14 protein-coding genes are annotated in these 19044 nt (G+C 40.1%); 12 read left to right on the forward strand and 2 right to left on the reverse strand.

Annotated features, from left to right (window positions below):
- Nucleotides 1-175 precede the first annotated feature (175 nt).
- The 5 genes from E0E36_RS24900 to E0E36_RS24920 all read left to right on the forward strand — a co-directional run bounded on the left by E0E36_RS24900 (nt 176) and on the right by E0E36_RS24920 (nt 10347).
- Nucleotides 176-1357: a Pycsar system effector family protein gene (locus E0E36_RS24900; RefSeq protein WP_130858215.1), complete on the forward strand. Its 1182-nt coding sequence runs from the start codon at nt 176-178 to the stop codon at nt 1355-1357.
- Between the two features lie 7 nt (nt 1358-1364).
- On the forward strand, nt 1365-3410 hold the full coding sequence (gene ppk1 / locus E0E36_RS24905; protein ID WP_130858216.1) for a polyphosphate kinase 1: 2046 nt from the start codon (nt 1365-1367) through the stop codon (nt 3408-3410).
- Between the two features lie 28 nt (nt 3411-3438).
- Nucleotides 3439-4287, forward strand: coding sequence for an SdiA-regulated domain-containing protein (locus E0E36_RS24910; RefSeq protein WP_130858217.1), 849 nt, complete (start codon nt 3439-3441; stop codon nt 4285-4287).
- A 77-nt stretch (nt 4288-4364) separates the two neighbouring features.
- Entirely contained in the window at nt 4365-7985 is a 3621-nt protein-coding gene (locus tag E0E36_RS24915) for a metallophosphoesterase (protein WP_130858218.1), read from the forward strand.
- Between the two features lie 22 nt (nt 7986-8007).
- Complete coding sequence (locus tag E0E36_RS24920) at nt 8008-10347, forward strand: GAF domain-containing protein (RefSeq protein ID WP_130858219.1); 2340 nt, start codon at nt 8008-8010, stop codon at nt 10345-10347.
- A gap of 3 nt (nt 10348-10350) precedes the next feature.
- Here E0E36_RS24920 and E0E36_RS24925 read toward each other — a convergent pair whose 3' ends face one another.
- Entirely contained in the window at nt 10351-11196 is an 846-nt protein-coding gene (locus E0E36_RS24925) for a phosphatase PAP2 family protein (RefSeq protein ID WP_013663847.1), read from the reverse strand.
- Nucleotides 11197-11419: 223 nt separating this feature from the next.
- On the opposite strand from E0E36_RS24925, the gene E0E36_RS24930 reads away from it, so the two are divergent.
- Entirely contained in the window at nt 11420-13201 is a 1782-nt protein-coding gene (locus E0E36_RS24930; RefSeq protein WP_130858221.1) for an ABC transporter ATP-binding protein, read from the forward strand.
- On the opposite strand, the gene E0E36_RS24935 is transcribed toward E0E36_RS24930, so the two are convergent.
- On the reverse strand, nt 13198-14694 hold the full coding sequence (locus E0E36_RS24935; RefSeq protein WP_130858222.1) for an aminotransferase-like domain-containing protein: 1497 nt from the start codon (nt 14692-14694) through the stop codon (nt 13198-13200). The genes E0E36_RS24930 and E0E36_RS24935 overlap by 4 nt on opposite strands.
- An 85-nt stretch (nt 14695-14779) precedes the next feature.
- Between E0E36_RS24935 and E0E36_RS24940 the strand changes: the two genes are divergently transcribed.
- From E0E36_RS24940 to E0E36_RS24965, 6 genes are all read left to right on the forward strand, one after another.
- Nucleotides 14780-15220 (forward strand): carboxymuconolactone decarboxylase family protein, encoded by a 441-nt coding sequence (locus E0E36_RS24940; protein ID WP_013663851.1) that lies wholly within the window; start codon nt 14780-14782, stop codon nt 15218-15220.
- A 133-nt stretch (nt 15221-15353) separates the two neighbouring features.
- Entirely contained in the window at nt 15354-16487 is a 1134-nt protein-coding gene (locus E0E36_RS24945; RefSeq protein WP_130858223.1) for a redoxin family protein, read from the forward strand.
- Between the two features lie 69 nt (nt 16488-16556).
- Nucleotides 16557-17066 (forward strand): GNAT family N-acetyltransferase, encoded by a 510-nt coding sequence (locus E0E36_RS24950; protein WP_130858224.1) that lies wholly within the window; start codon nt 16557-16559, stop codon nt 17064-17066.
- A complete protein-coding gene (locus E0E36_RS24955) occupies nt 17050-17538 on the forward strand; it encodes a MarR family winged helix-turn-helix transcriptional regulator (RefSeq protein ID WP_130858225.1) in 489 nt (162 codons plus the stop codon). Before E0E36_RS24950 ends, E0E36_RS24955 begins: the two co-directional genes overlap by 17 nt.
- A 3-nt stretch (nt 17539-17541) precedes the next feature.
- Nucleotides 17542-18039, forward strand: a complete 498-nt coding sequence (locus E0E36_RS24960) for a GNAT family N-acetyltransferase (RefSeq protein WP_013663855.1) — start codon at nt 17542-17544, stop codon at nt 18037-18039.
- 47 nt (nt 18040-18086) lie between these two features.
- Nucleotides 18087-18989: a DUF1338 domain-containing protein gene (locus E0E36_RS24965; protein WP_013663856.1), complete on the forward strand. Its 903-nt coding sequence runs from the start codon at nt 18087-18089 to the stop codon at nt 18987-18989.
- The last annotated feature ends 55 nt before the right edge of the window (nt 18990-19044 follow it).

Raw genomic sequence — 19044 nt, forward strand, 5'->3', positions numbered from 1 at the left:
ACAGACGTTAGTAGTGCTTTAAGGGGCTATGTGAGCAATCGCTGAGACTTAGCTAACCAGTCTTATCCTATCGTTTGAATTACCGGCGCAAATAGTACATTAAAATGGCTGTTTTATGCATTGTATTATACTATCAATTTAATTAAGTTTGTTTAGAAATGCCAAAGAAGATTAAATGGATTATCAGGCTATTATTCAAGAATCTGCCAGCTGGATAAAGGATTATATCAAAGCGAGAAATAACACCAATTTATGTTTTCACGACATAGAACATATACATCAGGTAGTTGATGCCAGTAGGAAAATCGGCGAATATTATCAGCTATCAGCGGAAGACAATTTCATTGTTCAGGTAGCTGCTTATTTTCACGACGTGGGATATTATACAGGACCTCCCCAAAATCACGAATTACGCAGCGCCGAAATTGCTGAAAATTTTTTGCAGGAAAGGCAGGTAGAAGCATCTGTTATTGAATCCATAAAAAAATGCATTGTTGCTACCCGCATGCCGCAAAATCCACAAAACTTGCTAGAAAAAATTGTTTGTGACGCGGACCTATTCCATTTGGGAAGCGATGGCTTCAATGAAAGGAACAAACTCATGCGTAAAGAAGCAGAAGGTTGCCAAGGCAAATCAATTGACAAAGAAACTTGGCGTAACGGAACGATCGCCTTGATGGAAAGGCACCACTACCATACCGAATATGCGAATCTTTTTCTAAAAGATAAGAAACTTGAAAATTTAGCGTCACTTAAATCAAAAGCCAACCATACGTCCATGGAAGAAGAAAAAAAACAAAAGAAAGATAAAGATAAAGACAAAGATAAACGTCCCGACAGAGGGATCGAGACCATGTTTAGGGTCACATCTACCAATAATCAACGTTTAAGTGACATGGCAGATAACAAAAGTAACATCCTTATAACCGTCAACTCCATTATTCTTTCGGTTATTATAGCCTTACTTTTGAGAAAACTCGACAGTAATGAGCATCTTGTTTTACCTACTTTTGTCTTGCTTGCCGTTAGTTTATCAACCATGGTAGTTGCGATCTTAGCTACTCGCCCTTATATACCCAACGGCATTTTTTCTGCCGAAGATATGAAAGAGAAGAAAGTAAACCTTCTCTTTTTCGGTAATTTTTACAGAATGGGGTTGCAAGAATACAACGAAGGTATGCGTACGGTAATGGAAGACCGTGATTTTCTATACGGGACCTTAATTAAAGACGTTTACTCACAGGGTGTGGTGCTGGGCAGGAAATATCGATTACTGCGAATCGCGTACAACATATTTATGTATGGCTTAATTGCGTCTGTTCTATCATTTATTGCGGTCATTGTCACCATTCAATAATACTACCATGCTCAAAAAACGAGAGAAGCTTTTAAATAGTCGAGACATAAGTTGGCTTTCTTTCAATGGTCGAGTGCTTGAGGAAGCGGCAAAAGATGAAGTTCCTCTGCTGGAGCGTTTAAAATTCTTAGCGATCTATTCTTCTAATCTAGACGAATTTTATCGTGTAAGAATTCCCGTCTTAATGGCATTGAAAGAATTAAAGAAACGAGCCATCGCCTCGCAAAAGCTCATAAAGAAGGGTATACTAAAGAAAACCAAAAAAATTATTGAGACACAACAGGCTTATTTCGGAAGTATTTTAAAGCAGCATATTATTCCCGATCTAAAAAATAAAAATATCCACTTAGTATATAATGAGGACATCCCCGATTGTATTAAGAAAAAAACGGATCGCTTCTTTTTTGATACCATTGCTGCTTTCCTCGAAATCATTCACCCTGAACAAAAAGCGTTTTCTCCAAAGAACAACCAGCTTTATTTGGCAGCTGATTTCGGCGATGCGAACAAAGGACTGGCGCTTGTAAGCATTCCCTCTGATGAGATACCTAGATTTTTTCACACACAGATTGAGAATACGCACTACGTTGTATTAATTGACGACATTATAAGAGCCAATCTAAAATATATTTTTACGCAAATCCCTCAGTGTGTTTTTTCTTTCAAAGTAACACGTGATGCCGAGCTTGACCTACAGGACGAATTTAATGGTGACCTAGCTAATGAAATCGAAAAATTGTTGGTTTTAAGAGATTATGGAATGGCCACTCGATTCCTATATGCACCAGGCGTTCCACAGCCAACGCTAAATCATTTGATTAGGTGTTTGCAACTCGAGCATGCCAATCATATTGAAGGGGGAGTTTACCATAACTTAAAGGATTTTTTTGCTTTCCCGGTAAGAGACCAACAGCTTCAATACGCGAAATTGCCTGTTGCGGAAATCACCTACCAACATGCAAGCTTATTTGAGGAAATAAAACACCGTGACCTGTTGCTTCACACACCATACCACTCTTATGACCCCATTTTGCGCTTTTTTAACGAGGCAGTTCTCAACCCGGAAGTAGAAGAAATTTTCATTACACTTTATCGGGTAGCCACCAATTCTCAAATTGTACATGCCTTGATAAGCGCAGCAAAAAACGGCAAAAGGGTAACCGTATTTGTGGAATTGAAAGCTCGTTTTGATGAAGCTAATAATATCAAATGGGCAAAAAGGATGGAAAATGCAGGAATCCGAATTATATATAGCGATCAGAAGCTAAAAGTCCATGCCAAAATTTCGTTAGTCAAACTTCGCGCTAATGCACCTCTAAACGCAATAGCGCTACTCTCAACCGGTAATTTTAACGAAAATACCGCGAAGACCTATACGGATCATTCGTTGTTCACTTCCTCATCTTTTATAACCGGCGAATTAGATCTACTCTTTACTTATTTGAGCAGCACAAGCTTTGGAAAGGAATATCCGGCTTTGCCTTTTCAACACTTACTTGTAGCCAAATTTAACTTACTTCCGACCTTTTTACATCACATAAATAATGAAATCAATCGGGCTTTGAACGGTGAAGAAGCCGCGATTATTATTAAACTAAACAACTTGGAAGAAGAAAAGTTAATTCATAAGTTGTACGAAGCTAGTCAGGCAGGCGTTAAAATTCATCTAATCGTACGAAGTATTTGTAGAATTCGGCCCGGAATACCCGGATTAAGCGAAAACATACGTATTGTCCGTATCGTTGATCGCTATCTTGAACACGGACGGATATTTGTTTTCCACAATGGTGGAAATGAACGCGTATTTCTCGGCTCATCGGATTGGATGGATCGAAATATTTACCGTCGTATCGAAGTGTGTTTCCCGATTTATAACGAAGAACTAAAACAGCAGATTAAGCAAATGCTGACTCTGCAACTACAGGATGATATAGCGGCTGTCCAGTTAGATAAAAACGCCCAAAACGTGGAGTTGGCCGAAGGGACCACTCGCTCGCAGGAGGAGATACATAAATTAATTCATGCATCATTTCGTGACCTTATGTATCAATAATTAATATGTAACCATTAATAATACATCAATGAAATCGTTATTTACGTTATACATAGCACTAATTGCATGTGCGGCTTGTGCACAAAAAAAAGATCCCTCATTTACCTCACCAAGTCATTATAACTTAAATGAGCCTCAGCAAATGGAGTTTCCACCTGAACTAGAAGAAGTATCAGGCATAACCTTTGTTAATGGGGATTCGAACCGACTGCTTGCGCAGCAAGATGAACAGGGGCATGTATATTATTTAAAAGCAGGTGACAAGTCTACTAAATATGTTAAGTTTGCCGGTAAAGGAGATTATGAAGATATTGCTGTCAGTAACGATCGTATTGTTCTCCTTCGGAGCGACGGTTCTTTTTTTTCCTTTCCGCTTCAAGAACTATATGAAGCAGAGATCGATGCGATGGTTTCCGAAAAAATTTTACCTAAAGGCGAATATGAAAGCTTAGCTGCTTCTATCACGAACAATCGTCTATATGTTTTATGTAAACAATGTAGTGTCGACAAAAAAACATCACAGACCACCGGTTACATTCTTAAACTTGAGTCAGGGAGTCAGATTATAAAAGAGGGAAGCTTTTCTATTGATAATGAAGAGATCAGTAAATATGTAAAACTAAAAGGTAAAGCTTTTAGACCATCGGCATTGACGCGAAACGAAAAAACAAATGAATGGTATATTGTTTCGTCCATTAATAAGCTTTTATTGATTGCAGATCATGATTGGAAAGTAAAAGAAGCGCATCTGTTGAATCCAAAGCTATTCAATCAACCGGAAGGTATTGCTTTCGACAAGGATAACAATCTTTATATAAGCAACGAAGCAGGTGATTCGGGAAGAGCCACCTTGCTTAAATTTAATTATAAGCATTAGAAAAAACAGGGACTACCTTTTGGCCTAAATAAGACAGAAGATATCCATATTTTCCTTTCAAAAACAGACGGAGGCATATGAACAATAAATTTTTACTTGTTTCTTTTACGCTTCTTTGTATTGTCTTTATAGCAGCCAATGCACAGGAACCTTTTATCAAAAGTCGGACAATATTCATAGGCGATGCCGGAGAATCGAATACTGCTCAGCATGCCGTTATTGAAGCTGCCACCCGGCAAGTGCTTACTGGTAAAACCACGGTCTTTTTTCTTGGCGACAATATTTATCCTAAAGGAATGCCGGTGAATCCGTCTGAAAAACAAATAGGCGAAGAAATTTTAAAATCACAATTTAGTCCTTTTCGAGCGAAGCAAATACCTGTGTACTTTTTACCTGGAAATCACGATTGGGATCGTTCAGGTAAGCAAGGTCTCAGAAAGCTTAAAGCCCAATCAAATTATCTTAAAACTGTTGGGGATTCTTTATTACGGATGGTCCCCGAGAACGGTTGCCCTGACCCGGTAGAAATTAGTATTTCAGAGAACCTGACGGTCATTGCATACGATAGCGAATGGTGGTTGTTTCCTTTCGACAAAATAAATCGCGATACAACTTGCAACTGTAGCAGTAAAGAAGAAGTATTGGAGCGTCTAGAAAGTTTGCTTTATAAAAATAGAAATAAAACGGTATTACTTGCGTCGCATCATCCGTTTTCTTCTTACGGAGTACATGGGGGATATTTTTCTTGGAAAGATCATCTTTTCCCACTGACTAATTTGAGCAAAAAACTCTATCTTCCCCTGCCTTTGGTAGGGTCGTTGTATCCCATTTTAAGATCAACCGTATTCTTACATCCCGAAGATATCCCCCACCCACTCTATCAACAAATGATACAAGATATCAAACATACAGTAGATGAATTTCCTAATCTATTGTATGTAGCAGGCCATGAACATGGCCTCCAACTTTTGTCGGATGGCAACACGTTACAACTTGTTAGCGGCGGCGGATCAAAGGGAAGTTTCATTAAAAATGGCAAAAAGGCTTTATTCACAAATAAAGAAACTGGATTTGTTATTGTCGACGAATGGATGGATAAAAGCAAGCAGATTCGGTTTTTTACTTCGAATAGCGGCATGTTTAAAGAAACATACAACTACAAAAAGTCTTTTGTTGATCCCATTCCCTTGGGAGATTCTCTTTTTCTAAGTCACTCCGATATAGACAGTACCGTGACGCAGGCGAACCCTTTGTACAATCGAGTGGGAAAATTTCACCGAAAACTTTTTGGTGAAAATTACAGGCAAGAATGGGCCGTCGACTCAAAAGTGCCCGTTATCCGAATTTCCTCCTTTCAGGGCGGTTTAACGCCCTTGAAACGAGGAGGGGGTATGCAGACAGTATCACTACGACTGGCGGACAAGTCGGGGAAGGAATGGGTTATTCGAAGCGTTAATAAGAACACCGATGCCTTGCTCCCTCCGGAACTGCAACAGACGTTTGCGCGTGATTTTCTCGATGACGCCAACAGTGCACAGCATCCTTATTCAGCACTGATGATACCACCATTAGCTGATGCCGTTGGCGTTGCTCATAGTAATCCCATCATTGGTATTATTGCACCCGACACAGCCTTGGGCGCTTATAACAACATTTTTGCCAACACGCTATGTTTAATAGAAGAGCGCGAACCTTTGGGTGACTCCGACAATACGCTCAAAATGCTCAGTAAAATCAATCACGATAATGATGACATCTACAAAGCAAAGACTTTCCTGCGAGCCCGCATGTTAGATCTTTTGGTAGGCGATTGGGATCGCCATGAAGATCAATGGCGATGGTATGACGATAGCAAAGGTAAAGACAAAGATTACCTACCGATACCGAGGGACAGAGATCAGGCTTTTAGAAAAGTGGAGGGTCTTTTCCCAAATATTATGTCTCGTAGTTGGGCACTACCTACATTACAGGGCTTTCGTGCGACTATCAATCGACCTAACTATTCTTTATTTAAATCACGCTTCTTAAATGCACATTCAAAAAATCAGTTCACTTTTGAGGAATGGATGAAATTGGCTCATGAATTTGTCGCAAACATCACCGATAGCGTACTGGAAGAAGGTTTGAAGAGACTACCAGCGTCTTCTTATGCCATTCGTCACGATTCCCTTTTTGCCGAGCTCAAGAATAGAAGGGATGCTATCCCTGCAGCCATGGAAACTTATTACCGCTTTATCAACAATATTGTAGATATAAAACTAAGTGATAAACACGAATGGGTGGAGGTGGAAGACGACAACGATAAAGGCCTAAAGGTGACGGTTAGAAAGATAAATAAGGAGGGGGAACGGAAAGACAAGCTAATGGAGAAGGAATATTTACCGACTTTGACCAAAGAAATCCGAATTTATTTAGCAGATGGGGATGATAGTGTTTATATAGAAAACAAGCATGCTCCCATTAAACTTCGTGTTATCGGTGGACAAGGAAAAAAGGTCTATCATATAAACACCGCTGTCCGACCGGTTAAGATTTATGATCCGGGTCAGCAGTCCCTTTTTTCCGGACAGGTATCGAAATTGAGAAAGCACCTTTCCAAAGACAGTGCCAACACGGCATTTGTTCCGGTAAATTTATATAATGTTTGGATGCCACTGATAACCGCAGGTTACAATGCGGATGATGGAATCCTGATTGGAGGCGGATTTAGGTACACCCACCAGCGCGGCTTTAGAAAAAGTCCCTTTGCCCATCAACAACAATTACTTGTGTCGGGCGCCTTCGCTACAGGAGCCGTTAAAGTAAAATATAAAGGAACCTGGAAGGAAGTAGTGGGTAAGGCGGATCTTTTAACAGACGTCAATATACATGCACCAAACAATACACAAAACTTTTTTGGCTTAGGGAACAATTCCATCTATGATAAAGATAGTCATTCAGTAAGGTATTACCGAACTCGATTTAATCTATATGAGATGCATGGAGCATTGCGATGGACGCCGACTGAAACTGCTTCGATTTCAATAGGGCCCTCCTTCCAATTGTATTATTATGATTCAGATGATAATGAGGGTCGATTTATAAACAACACCGATCAGCTTCATACCTATGACAGTTTAACGATCGCCAAAGACAAGCTTTTTGCGGGATTTAATGCTTCCTTTCTCAAGGATAATAGAAATAGCAAAATAATGACAACTGAAGGGGGATACCTAAAATTAGATATACAAGGCTTAACGGGTTTGAATGATTACTCGAAATCTTTCTTTCAGGCAAAAGCTGAAGTTGCAGTCTATAAAAGCATTTGGCAAAATGCTGTAACCTTGGCTAATCGATTGGGTGGCGGGACAACCTTGGGAAAAACGACCTTTTATCAGGCACTATTTTTAGGTGGACAAAATAATCTCTGGGGATATCGCCAATATCGATTTGCCGGAGATCATTTATTTTTTAATAATTTTGAAGCCAGGATTAAGCTGGCACAGATCGGCAGCTATATTTTACCGGGACAACTTGGGCTACTAGGCTTTTATGATATCGGTAAAGTTTGGGTTGACGGATTGGATAACAGTTCCATACATCAGGGTACGGGAGCCGGTGTATATTATGCCCCCGCAAGAATTGCACTTTTGCAATTGGTAGCAGGTCATTCAAAAGAAGGTTGGTACCCTTATTTTACCATGGGATTCCGTTTTTAACTACTAATTCCTCAGATCAACAATGTTTGCGCAGGTAATCGATTTATCGGAAAATAAAAAAGATTTATTAGGCGAGCTCGATATACAGCTGTCCCTCGATAGCTTTATAACACATTTAAGAAAGCTCGCAAGTACTCAGGATAACGTGAAGCATGAAATGCTAGAATTTATACTTCACAAATTCTTAGAAACGAGAGAGACTTATGGACCGTTGACGGAAGAAAATTTAGCAAGTTACAAGCAAATCTTATTCTATACCTATAATTTGCTGGTACCTCCACTCGAAGACGAACACGATACGCTCTGGGCGCTGGCAACACCATTAGGAAAAAATGTGTTTTACGGCACACAAGGCTTCTACAATCTGTTGCGTCAGGAATTTTGTGAAGAAACTTTTAAAGACATCGAAGAAAAGACTAAGAAAAAGGACCTGCTCGAGCAGTCCATATATAGCCTACTTCTAGAACGTTTTTACGAAATTCCCGCCGTGGAAGACGAAGTGATCGAATTTTCTTCGAAAGATGAAGTAACGGGCTTACCTCGCTACTATGCCATCCAAATTGATAAACGCTTTGTGGACATCACTCCCAAAATGAAGCTACCGGAACTGGATTATAAAAAAATTAGACAGAATAACGTTCAGCAGTTTGAATGGAGGTTTTTACGTGAATTACTTCCGCTCAACCAGTTCTCTTTTACAGGCTTTTCGATTATTACGGTGAAGGAAATCACACCCGATCGCGTTATCCAGAATATTCGGGATATCGTAAGTCGAAACTCAGACGAAGAACTTGAGCACGCTTATGACGTATTGCAAGAATCCTTGCAAACGCTTACCGGTAATCAACATATTAAGTTTGGTTTATCTCCCATCTTGAAACTGAACAACAAACCAATATTGGATCATGTATATATGCATGCCAGTATATTACCTGCTCTGTTGAAGAAGAAAACAAAAAACTGCCAGGAAGCTAACATTACGGAATCTTACTTGCTCAACCCTCAAATCATAGTATATAATGTCGGGATAGATTTCGGAGATAACAACTTCAAATTCCTGAACGACCTTTCCGATCTCGGTGTTACTTCTTATGTATGTATCCCCTTATATTATAACAATAAGGTAACGGGACTTTTAGAAGTTTATACCAACGAAGGTCATACCTTTGACAAGATTGTCCTGGCAAAGTTGCGCCGAGCCGCCCCTTTACTTGCGCAGTTACTGAATGATCAAGCACATAGATTCAACGCTCGCATCGACGCGGTAATAAAAGAAAAGTTTACATCCTTACAACCAGCCGTCCAATGGAAATTTAATCAAGCTGCATATGAATACTTGAAAAAGATAGCGCCGGAAAAACCGAAACCCATTATTGAAAACGTTCAATTCAAGAATGTTTATCCCTTATATGGGGCTATTGATATTAGAAATTCTACAATTGAGCGCAATAAAGCCTTAGTTGCCGACTATAAAATACAATTAGGTTTATTAAAACAGGTATTACAAGACATCAAAAACGTTTATAGTATTGCACTACTCGATGAAATGGAATTTAATTGTGATAAGTGGTTGACCCAATTAGACACGAGTCCAATCGACGTTGTACAAATGAAGGTTAAAGACTTCATGGAGAAAGAAGTGTACATGTTATTGATGCACTTCAAAAACAGTAATTCAACTTTAGCAGCGATCATCGAAAAATATGAACAAGAAGTACTAGCGGAAACAGGGAAAGCCCATCAGCATCGACGCGCGCTCGAATCATCCATCGCCACCATTAATACCGCTATTAACGGTTATTTAGAATTATTAAATGATGAAATACAGCGCTCTTATCCTTGCTATTTTGAGAAGTTCAGAACCGACGGCGTTGAATATGATATTTATATAGGACAATCTATTGCTCCTGAAAGGCCATTTGACATGCTCTATCTCAAAAACGTAAGGCTTTGGCAGCTTACGTCAATGGCTTCCATTGCAAAAATAACGCACACCTTACTTCAACAGATGGAAACTCCGCTTGAAACGACCCAGCTTATTTTTATCAATGGAAACGATATAGATATTAGCTTCCGCGTGGACGAAAGGCGTTTTGATGTAGAAGGAGCCTATAACATTCGATACCACATCATAAAAAAGAGAATCGATAAAGTTCACTTAAAAGATTCTTTTGAACGGCTCACCCAGCCTGGAAAGATTGCTTTGGTATATTACGATGCGAGAGAGATTAAAGAGTATATGAGCTATATTAATTATCTCCAAAATAAAGACATTTTATTAGACGATATGGAAGAGCTTGAACTAGAGGAATTACAAGGCGTAAGTGGCTTAAAAGCGATACGAATCGGTGTAAAACTTTAATTGCTAAAAAACGCCTACTAAGCCAATTCCACGCCGTGCAGGCGTAACGGTCCAAGTAATCTGGTTCTGCTTTTTAAAAGGGTTTCTATACTTACTCTCCTCCATACGGCGGACTATTGCCTTCGTACAGAACCAAGATATAGCACCGCCAAAAGCCATATCGGATAGCCAATGGGAATCGCTGTACATACGACTTACCAGTGTAACGCCCGCAGTACTGTAAAATAGCGCTTTTAACAGCGGGCTTTTTACTCGATGCCCCAGTACCAGCGCGCTCACGGTTGCGATCTGCATATGTCCGGATGGAAAGGAATGATAACCTGCTTCCGGAGAGAAAGGATCGAAGGCCCAGGGGCCCACGTCCGTTGCCGGTCTCGCTCGCCCTACGGCGGTTTTCATCAAGGTCTGTAAGGCGCCACTTGTCAGGTATGCAGCACCCAACATGAGCCCCGTTTCCCTAGCCCATTCATTTTTAATAACTAACCCCGTTAAATAAAAGCCGCCGGTCATGATAAAGGCCGCATAAGGTTTACCATAATGAAAACCGGCGCGCTCAATGCCATCCCACACTTTAGAATTCCGATCCTGCCAAAAGTTCCTGTTTGGTTTGTCTAAGGTTGTTAATAACGCGGTTCCGCCAAGAACCGCCCCTACCTTTAACCAATCAGATCCTTTCCATCGAATAGGGCTCGAAACGGTATATGCTACACCGTCCACAAAACGGATTGCATCAGACGTAATTTTTTGTTTGTTTATACTATCTACGGAGATGCTATCATTCATCGCATAAGCAGCAAATCCCATGGTACTAAAGATCAGTATAAATACTGCCTTGCTTAGGTAATTCATATGTTGTAAAAGGATATTCTTCTGCAAAATATGGAATTTCAGCAAAAAACAGAAATATAGTCGTCTCTTCAAAATGAAGTGTGCTTTGCATTTAACCTTACCCATTAGTTTTCGCTTCTAGGATATTCCGCTAATACAACCGTCGCCGATCGCTTTTTACTGTTTCATAACAATTTTATAATAAAAGATAGCCTATATTTACGTCCTAATATATTTTCCTACCATGAGATTACTCCTTAAGTACTTAAGTAGACATAAATGGCTCATACTTTTAGCGTTGATATTAGCGGCGATCAATCAGGTTTTTTCCTTATTGAATCCTTATATTCTTGGGAATCTGATCATTGACCCTTATGCAAATAAAGCACAGCAGTTCCGATCCGATGGAGCAGATAGTGCTTTTTTTAAGGGTATTACCATTGGCTTATTGATGATTATTGGTGTAGCGATGGTTTCACGTATTGCGAAGGCGTTCCAAGATTATGTTGTTAATGTTATAATACAGAAGTTTGGTGCACGGCTTTATACCGACGGACTTCGACATGCACTCAGGCTTCCCTTTCAGGATTTTGAGGATCAACGAAGTGGTGAAACGCTTTCCGTGCTGCAGAAGGTGCGAGCCGATTGTGAAAAATTTATTACCAGCTTTGTCAACGTGCTATTTGCGACGCTTGTGGGTATTGTTTTCGTTGTTATCGTTGCTTTTAAATTAAGTCCTCTTCTTCCTTTGATTTACCTGGTAGGAGCAATTGTTCTTGCTATTCTAACCAGCGTTCTAAGTCGAAAAGTTAAGTTCATTCAAAAAAATATCGTAAGCGAAACGACTGCACTTGCCGGCTCTACTACGGAATCCCTCCGAAATATAGAACTGGTCAAGAGTCTAGGCCTCACCCAACAGGAGATAAGTAGGCTGAACGATACAACGATGAAAATACTAAAACTTGAACTAAAAAAAGTAAAGAGTATTCGGTCTGTAAGCTTTGTACAGGGGACCTTCGTTAATTTCCTTCAACAATGCATTATGTTTGCATTGCTATTCTTCGTTTTTCGCGATAAGATTACGGTCGGGCAGATGATGATGATGCAATTTTATTCATTCTTCATTTTTGGCCCTTTACAGGAGTTAGGAAATATAATCATGTCCTATCGGGAGGCGGAGGCATCCTTGAACAACCTGCAACGCTTATTGAATCGAAAGGTAGAATACCAGCCCCTTGCACCAAAGAAGATCGATGCTATTCAGCAGTTGCGCTTTAACGAAGTGCGTTTTCAACATCAGTCGGCTACACGCCCTGCCCTTGACGGAATTTCCTTCGATGTTTCACAAGGTGAAACCATTGCTTTTGTAGGACCATCCGGTTCGGGGAAAACAACACTGGTAAAATTACTCGTAGGTTTATACCATCCGACTTCAGGCCACGTATATTACAACGACTTTAACGATAATGAGATCGATTTTGAAGAATTACGACATCAAATAGGTTTTGTAACACAAGATACGCAGCTCTTTTCAGGTACTATCCGTGAAAACTTACTCTTCGTCAATCCATCGGCAACTGACGACATGATTTTGGATGTAATAAAGAAAGCGTCGGGACAGAATATTTTAGCAAGAGCGGAAAAGGGTCTCGAAACCGTGATCGGTGAAGGAGGCCTAAAGCTATCCGGTGGTGAAAGGCAGCGTTTATCAATCGCTCGCGCGCTATTACGGCAACCACGCCTTCTTATTTTTGACGAAGCCACGTCAGCGCTCGACTCCATTACAGAGGAAGCGATATCTAATACTGTCCGGGAAATTACAGCGCAAAGAACGCATTTGACCATTATGATTGCCCATCGCTTGTCAACCATCATGCATGCCGACAAAATTTATGTATTGGAAAAGGGTAAAATCGTGGAAACAGGAAGCCATTTTGATTTACTATCGCTTAAAGGTCTTTATTATGCAATGTGGCGACAGCAGATCGGAGAGCGTAAAGAAGAAAGCACGATGGAAGCAAACTAAGCGTTCGATCGACCATTTACTTCTTTCGACAACACTGCGGTAAGGAGTTCTATTACCCGCGAAAGTTCACGGGTATTCAAAGAGGCGAATCCGAAACGAATCGCGTTATAGTTAAACGGACCGGTGTTATATTTCCTGCCATCACTTATCAGTATGCGGTGCTTGGCAAGCTCCGCAGCCACATGGATCAATGGATAAGCTTCACTAAAACGTAGCCAAACTGCCATGCCTCCTGTTGGAATTTCAAACGAGGAAAACGCAAATAGCCGCTCTTTCATTAATGCACATACGTAATCGCGTCGTTCCCGGTAGATATTCACGGATTTTTTTATGTGTCTTGCAACATCACCTTCCCGTATCAAAGAGGCTAAAGCATCTTCCATTATAAAATCGCCTCTCAAATTTATCATCCTTCGGACATAAGCAGCCTCATTGATCATCTCTTGGGGAGCTACCATGAAGCCTATGCGGACAGACGAGGCTAAGCATTTCGTAAAAGAGCCAATGTAAATGACGCGCTCCGGACAGTAACTTACCAGAGGCAAAAAGGGCGAGGATTGATAGTGAAAATCATAATCGTAGTCGTCCTCTACGATCATAAAATTGAAACGTTGGGCAAGCGCAATAAGCTGCATTCTCCTCTGGGGGCTTAAGGTTACGGTAGTTGGGTGATGGTGGTGCGGAATAACATATAACATGTTAATACGCTCTCTTAGACAAATCTCCTCTACTTTATTCATATCCAAGCCGTGCTCGTCTACAGGCACACGAAAAATTCGTGCGTTTTGATAAGAAAAGGCATTGTTAGCCATAAAGTAATTCGGCTCGCCAACAATAACTGCGTCGCCCGCTCTCAGTAATAACTGTGCGGCTATGTAAACTCCCATTTGCGCACCCTGGGTGGTAAGAAGATTGTGTACACTCGCCCGTATACCACGTGTTTCAAATAAATAATCGGTTAATGCTTCCCTCAGTAAGATGGAGCCGACAGACAATGAATCCGTTCTTCCTTTCAATTGCAAATTCCTTCTTAATCGCGCTCTATATTCGCGAGCCAATAAATCTAAAGGGGCTATACGGGAATCAGGCAAACCGTCATCAATAACAATATCATATCCGGCAACGTCAGATCCGAGATCAGTGATCACACTAAACGAGTTACGATAAAAAAAAGGAGTAGTATTGGAGTCCGGCACTTTCTTTAAATTTTGCTCCCAAATTTTCGGATTTAATTCCGGTAAAACCGGGGATACAAAAACACCTTTTTTAGGCACTGTGGTTGCCCATCCTTGCAAAAGCATATCATTATACGCAGCCACAACTGTCTTACGATGAAGCATCAACGATTGGGCAAGTTCGCGCGTACTAGGTAGTCGCATTCCCGGCTTCAATATTCCCTTGCGAATCAATGCAATAATTTGCTTAGACACCTGCAAATATAACGCGGTTGAAGAGGTTCTATCTATGATTAGAAGGCTGGGAAACGGAAGCATGTGGACTACCTATTTTATGCAAACTGGACGACTTACAGAGTCCAAATATACAATATCTTTGAGAAGAAAATTTATTTATAAGACAATGGCAAAAAGAAAAACACTTCAAGAAGCTGATCCTAAAGCGTTCCAAACGATGCTTGCTTTCGAAAAATACCTATCCGAAAGTTCCCTAAGTAAAACACATGCAGAGCTTATAAAAATTCGCGTATCACAAATAAACGGCTGTAGCTATTGTATTAATAAACACACAAAAGAGGCGCGTGAAGCAGGTGAAAGCGAACAACGCATCTATTTGCTAAGCGCCTGGCGCGAAGTTCCCTTCTATTCACCTGAGGAACGGGCTATACTGGCTTTAGCAGAGGAAATGACCAATATTGCTGCACATGGCGTATCTGATGCGGTTTATAACCAAGCCGTTGAGCTTTTGGGACAGCAATATACAACGGAGGTTATGATGGGCATTATTGCTATGAATGCATGGAACCGTGTAGGAATAACAACGCAACGAGAAATAGAATCCTAATCTTAATAAAATATCTTTTCTGTTTCATGCATTTTGCCTAAGTTTGATAAACACTATGAAAGCAAAAATGAATTGATTAACAATCAACTCAAATTAATTGCTGAACAGTCCCGATTATCTAAATTATGGCAAAATGCAACAGTCGAAGTATTCCTACTCGCTATTTAGTATTTTGATAATAATACTACTCAGCAGCTTTATTTCTCCCTTATCCCAAGATAAGCAAAATGGCCTTAAGATCAATGACCAGGCCCCGGATTTTACATTGCCCGCGACAGATGGCAAACAATATTCACTCCGGGATTTTGAGAGGTTTCCAATTTTAGTGGTGGCATTTACTTGTAATCATTGCCCAACTGCACAGGCCTACGAAGATCGCCTCATTAATTTAAAGGCAACATATGGTGAGCGAGGAGTAGCTCTAATTGCCATATCACCAAACAATCCCTACGCTGTACGTTTGGACGAACTTGGCTATACAGAATATAACGACTCTCCTGAAGAAATGAAATTACGGGCTTCCGATAAAAATTTTAATTTCCCTTACTTATATGATGGTGAGACGCAGTTGACATCAAAACGATATGGCGCAGTTGCGACACCTCATATTTTTATTTTCGATAACAATAGAAAGCTTCGTTATAAAGGACGATTCGATGACAACGAAAATCCTAAAGAAACGAAAGAGCACAATGCTATTCAAGCAATTGAAGCACTTCTAGCAAAAAAAGACATCCCTGTAAAAGAGACAAAAACTTTTGGATGTAGTGTAAAATGGTCAACCAAAGAAGATGCGGTAAAAAAGTCTGACGAACAATGGGCAAAAGAACCTGTTACTATTAACCCCATTCAAATCACACAAATCGACTCCCTACTACAAAATAATTCTGATAAACTTCGCTTAATCAATGTCTGGGCTACCTGGTGCGGACCGTGCGTTGCAGAATTTCCTGATTTCGTTATAATCAACCGAATGTATCGAAATAGGCCTTTTGAATTTATCAGTATTAGTGCCGACAACCCGGAGAAACCACAGCCGGTTTTAGATTTCCTTAAAAGCAAAGGAGCCGCGAACCAGAATTTTTTGTTCGAAAGTAAAAATAAATACGACCTGATTGAGGCTATTGACAAAGCGTGGCAAGGCGCGCTTCCTTATACCCTATTAGTAGCTCCGGGCGGAAAAATTCTTTATAGTAAACAAGGGGAAATAGATCCTCTTGAAATGAAAAAGATGATTTTAAAACATTTAGGCCGATATTACTTCTAAATATTCTATCTGATAAATTTTAGCATTTGCAAATATGTAGCTAACTACGTAGTTTTGCTAAAAAAAGAAATGGCTTTTGAAATTGAACTTTTAAACAATGCCGATGTCCCGGAAATCATCGGGCTTATCTTGCCGATACAACAGCAAGAACATCAAGTTCCTGTAACCATTGAAGATCAGCCAGACTTATTGAATGTAGAAAAACATTACCAACAAAAGGGTGGCGCTTTTTGGGGAATTAAACACCAAGGAACGCTCTTGGGAACTATCGCTTTAATAAAGATGGAAGCAGAACAGGGCGGAGTGATACGAAAAATGTTTGTCCGCAAGGAGTATAGAGGAAGAGAATTAGGGTTAGCGCAGAAATTACTGGAACATTTGATATGCTATGCCAAAAAGGCCGGTATGAGCCATTTATACTTAGGTACCTTTCATACATTAAAAGCCGCCTTACGTTTTTATGAACGGAACGGTTTCATGCAAATTGAAAAAGTGCAACTCCCTTCCCATTTTCCAATTATGGAAGTAGACGATGTATTTTTTCACCTAATTCTGAATAACGATGACAAATGTGATTGACGAGTCGGGCCTCTTAGCGATATCAACACGCCTACAACGCTTAAGTGATCAGCTGCGAAAAGACGGACTAAAAATTTACGAATCCTATGGTATCCAATTCGAACCGAAATGGTTTCCGGTGATTTACACACTCCATAAAAAGCCCATATTGAGCGTAGTGGAAATAGCCAACGAAATTGGGTATACTCATCCCTCTACTATCAGCCTTCTCAAAGAATTAGAGAAAAAAAACCTGATAAAATCAAAGAAAGATAAAGATGATGAAAGGAAGAGGCTTTTATACCTAACCAGAGAAGGAGAAACGTTAGTCGAAAAGATGCAGCCCATTTGGGATGTAATGGTTAAAGCCCTAGAACAACTTACTAATACGTCTAACAACCTAATGAAAGCTATTGACGAAGTTGAGTACCAACTAAAACTACAAGGTTTCTATCAAAGAGCCGAATTAATCAAAGAAAACAAGAGCAAATAATTTATGAGTATTGTAATTAGAACAATCCGTCAGAACGATAATCAGATTTTAGCGCAGATTCTGAGAACTTCCTTAGAAGAACACCATATCCCAAAAGAAGGAACCGTATATACAGATCCGACAACCGACAATCTGTATACACTTTTCCAGCAACCAAGAAGTATTTATTATGTAGTAGAAGAGGATGGGGAGGTTTTAGGTGGTTGTGGTATTTATCCGACAGCCAATTTACCAACAGGCTACGCAGAGCTTGTCAAACTGTATCTGTCTAATAAAAGTAGAGGTAAAGGTTTGGGTAAAACACTCATTAATCGGTGCTTGGAGAAAGCTGTCGACTTAGGTTATACCCATCTCTACTTGGAGTCTTTCCCTCAATTTGAAACAGCAATAAGCATGTACAAAAAAATGGGTTTCTCTTCATTGCCTCACGCACTTGGCAATTCCGGGCATTATGCCTGTAATGTATGGATGGTAAAAGAGCTGGTGCTTGCCGCCAACTAACAAATTCCGGTGTTTTTTGTATCTTTACTGTAGATAAAGCTACTATTATGAGCCGCATAGAAACATTAAACAACGTTTTGGACGGTTTAATGACCCGTTATAAACAACGTGTTCCGGATGTCGGTGCCATTATCCAAGCGATGCTGCAAGATGGCATTATTCAACATCCAGATGAGATCGAAAATGACCATATCGCTTTTAGGACCATGGGAGTATCCCAATTAGGTATAAAATCTTTTGAGAAAATCTTTCTGCATTATGGTTATGAAAAGCGCGATTATTATAATTTCCCCGGAAAGAAGTTAGATGCTTATTGGTATGCACCTCCTGCCGACCGATATCCCCGAATTTTTGTGAGTGAGCTTCGCGTGAGCGATCTTTCTCAAAAAGCCCAAGATATTATCAAAAGCTATACCGATGAAGTAACATCCGATCCGGTGGACAAACTGGATCTTGATAATGCGATGGAAGTCGACCGTTTTCTTCACAGCCCCTTATGGAGAATACCATCGCTGGAAGATTACAATATTTTGGCCGAAGAAAGTGAATATGCTTCATGGGTTATTTACAACCGCTATTATTTAAATCACTTTACAATCAGTATTCACAATCTGAAAGAAGGATTTAATGATATCGCGCTTTTCAATAACTTTCTCGAAAAACATGGTTTCAAGTTAAATACCTCCGGTGGTAAAATTAAGGTAAGTCCTGATGGAGGCTTACTTCAAAGTGCTACCGTGGCCGAAATGATTGAGGCCACTTTTGCCGATGGAGAAAAACAACATATATCGGGTTCTTATGTCGAATTTGCGGAAAGAAAGGTATTGCCTGCTTACGTTCACCTAGCAAAAGAACAAATAAAAAGGCAGCATCGTCGAGACGGTTTTGAAGCCAATAACGCAGATAAAATATTTGAAAGCACCTATAGTTCCCAAACAAAAGGCGATTAAGATCAGCTTTTGAAAATCGGCTTTCAGCGATAATGAATAAAGCAGAAAGCCGATT

Source organism: Olivibacter jilunii (genome assembly GCF_900607235.1).
Taxonomy (GTDB): domain Bacteria; phylum Bacteroidota; class Bacteroidia; order Sphingobacteriales; family Sphingobacteriaceae; genus Olivibacter; species Olivibacter oleidegradans.

What these genes read in the sequence shown, in the direction of transcription:
- E0E36_RS24900 (WP_130858215.1), top strand. Translation starts at nt 176, where the DNA reads ATGGATTATCAGGCTATTATTCAAGAATCTGCCAGCTGGATAAAGGAT.
- ppk1 (WP_130858216.1), top strand. Translation starts at nt 1,365, where the DNA reads ATGCTCAAAAAACGAGAGAAGCTTTTAAATAGTCGAGACATAAGTTGG.
- E0E36_RS24910 (WP_130858217.1), top strand. Translation starts at nt 3,439, where the DNA reads ATGAAATCGTTATTTACGTTATACATAGCACTAATTGCATGTGCGGCT.
- E0E36_RS24915 (WP_130858218.1), top strand. Translation starts at nt 4,365, where the DNA reads ATGAACAATAAATTTTTACTTGTTTCTTTTACGCTTCTTTGTATTGTC.
- E0E36_RS24920 (WP_130858219.1), top strand. Translation starts at nt 8,008, where the DNA reads ATGTTTGCGCAGGTAATCGATTTATCGGAAAATAAAAAAGATTTATTA.
- E0E36_RS24925 (WP_013663847.1), bottom strand. Translation starts at nt 11,196, where the DNA reads ATGAATTACCTAAGCAAGGCAGTATTTATACTGATCTTTAGTACCATG.
- E0E36_RS24930 (WP_130858221.1), top strand. Translation starts at nt 11,420, where the DNA reads ATGAGATTACTCCTTAAGTACTTAAGTAGACATAAATGGCTCATACTT.
- E0E36_RS24935 (WP_130858222.1), bottom strand. Translation starts at nt 14,694, where the DNA reads ATGCTTCCGTTTCCCAGCCTTCTAATCATAGATAGAACCTCTTCAACC.
- E0E36_RS24940 (WP_013663851.1), top strand. Translation starts at nt 14,780, where the DNA reads ATGGCAAAAAGAAAAACACTTCAAGAAGCTGATCCTAAAGCGTTCCAA.
- E0E36_RS24945 (WP_130858223.1), top strand. Translation starts at nt 15,354, where the DNA reads ATGCAACAGTCGAAGTATTCCTACTCGCTATTTAGTATTTTGATAATA.
- E0E36_RS24950 (WP_130858224.1), top strand. Translation starts at nt 16,557, where the DNA reads ATGGCTTTTGAAATTGAACTTTTAAACAATGCCGATGTCCCGGAAATC.
- E0E36_RS24955 (WP_130858225.1), top strand. Translation starts at nt 17,050, where the DNA reads ATGACAAATGTGATTGACGAGTCGGGCCTCTTAGCGATATCAACACGC.
- E0E36_RS24960 (WP_013663855.1), top strand. Translation starts at nt 17,542, where the DNA reads ATGAGTATTGTAATTAGAACAATCCGTCAGAACGATAATCAGATTTTA.
- E0E36_RS24965 (WP_013663856.1), top strand. Translation starts at nt 18,087, where the DNA reads ATGAGCCGCATAGAAACATTAAACAACGTTTTGGACGGTTTAATGACC.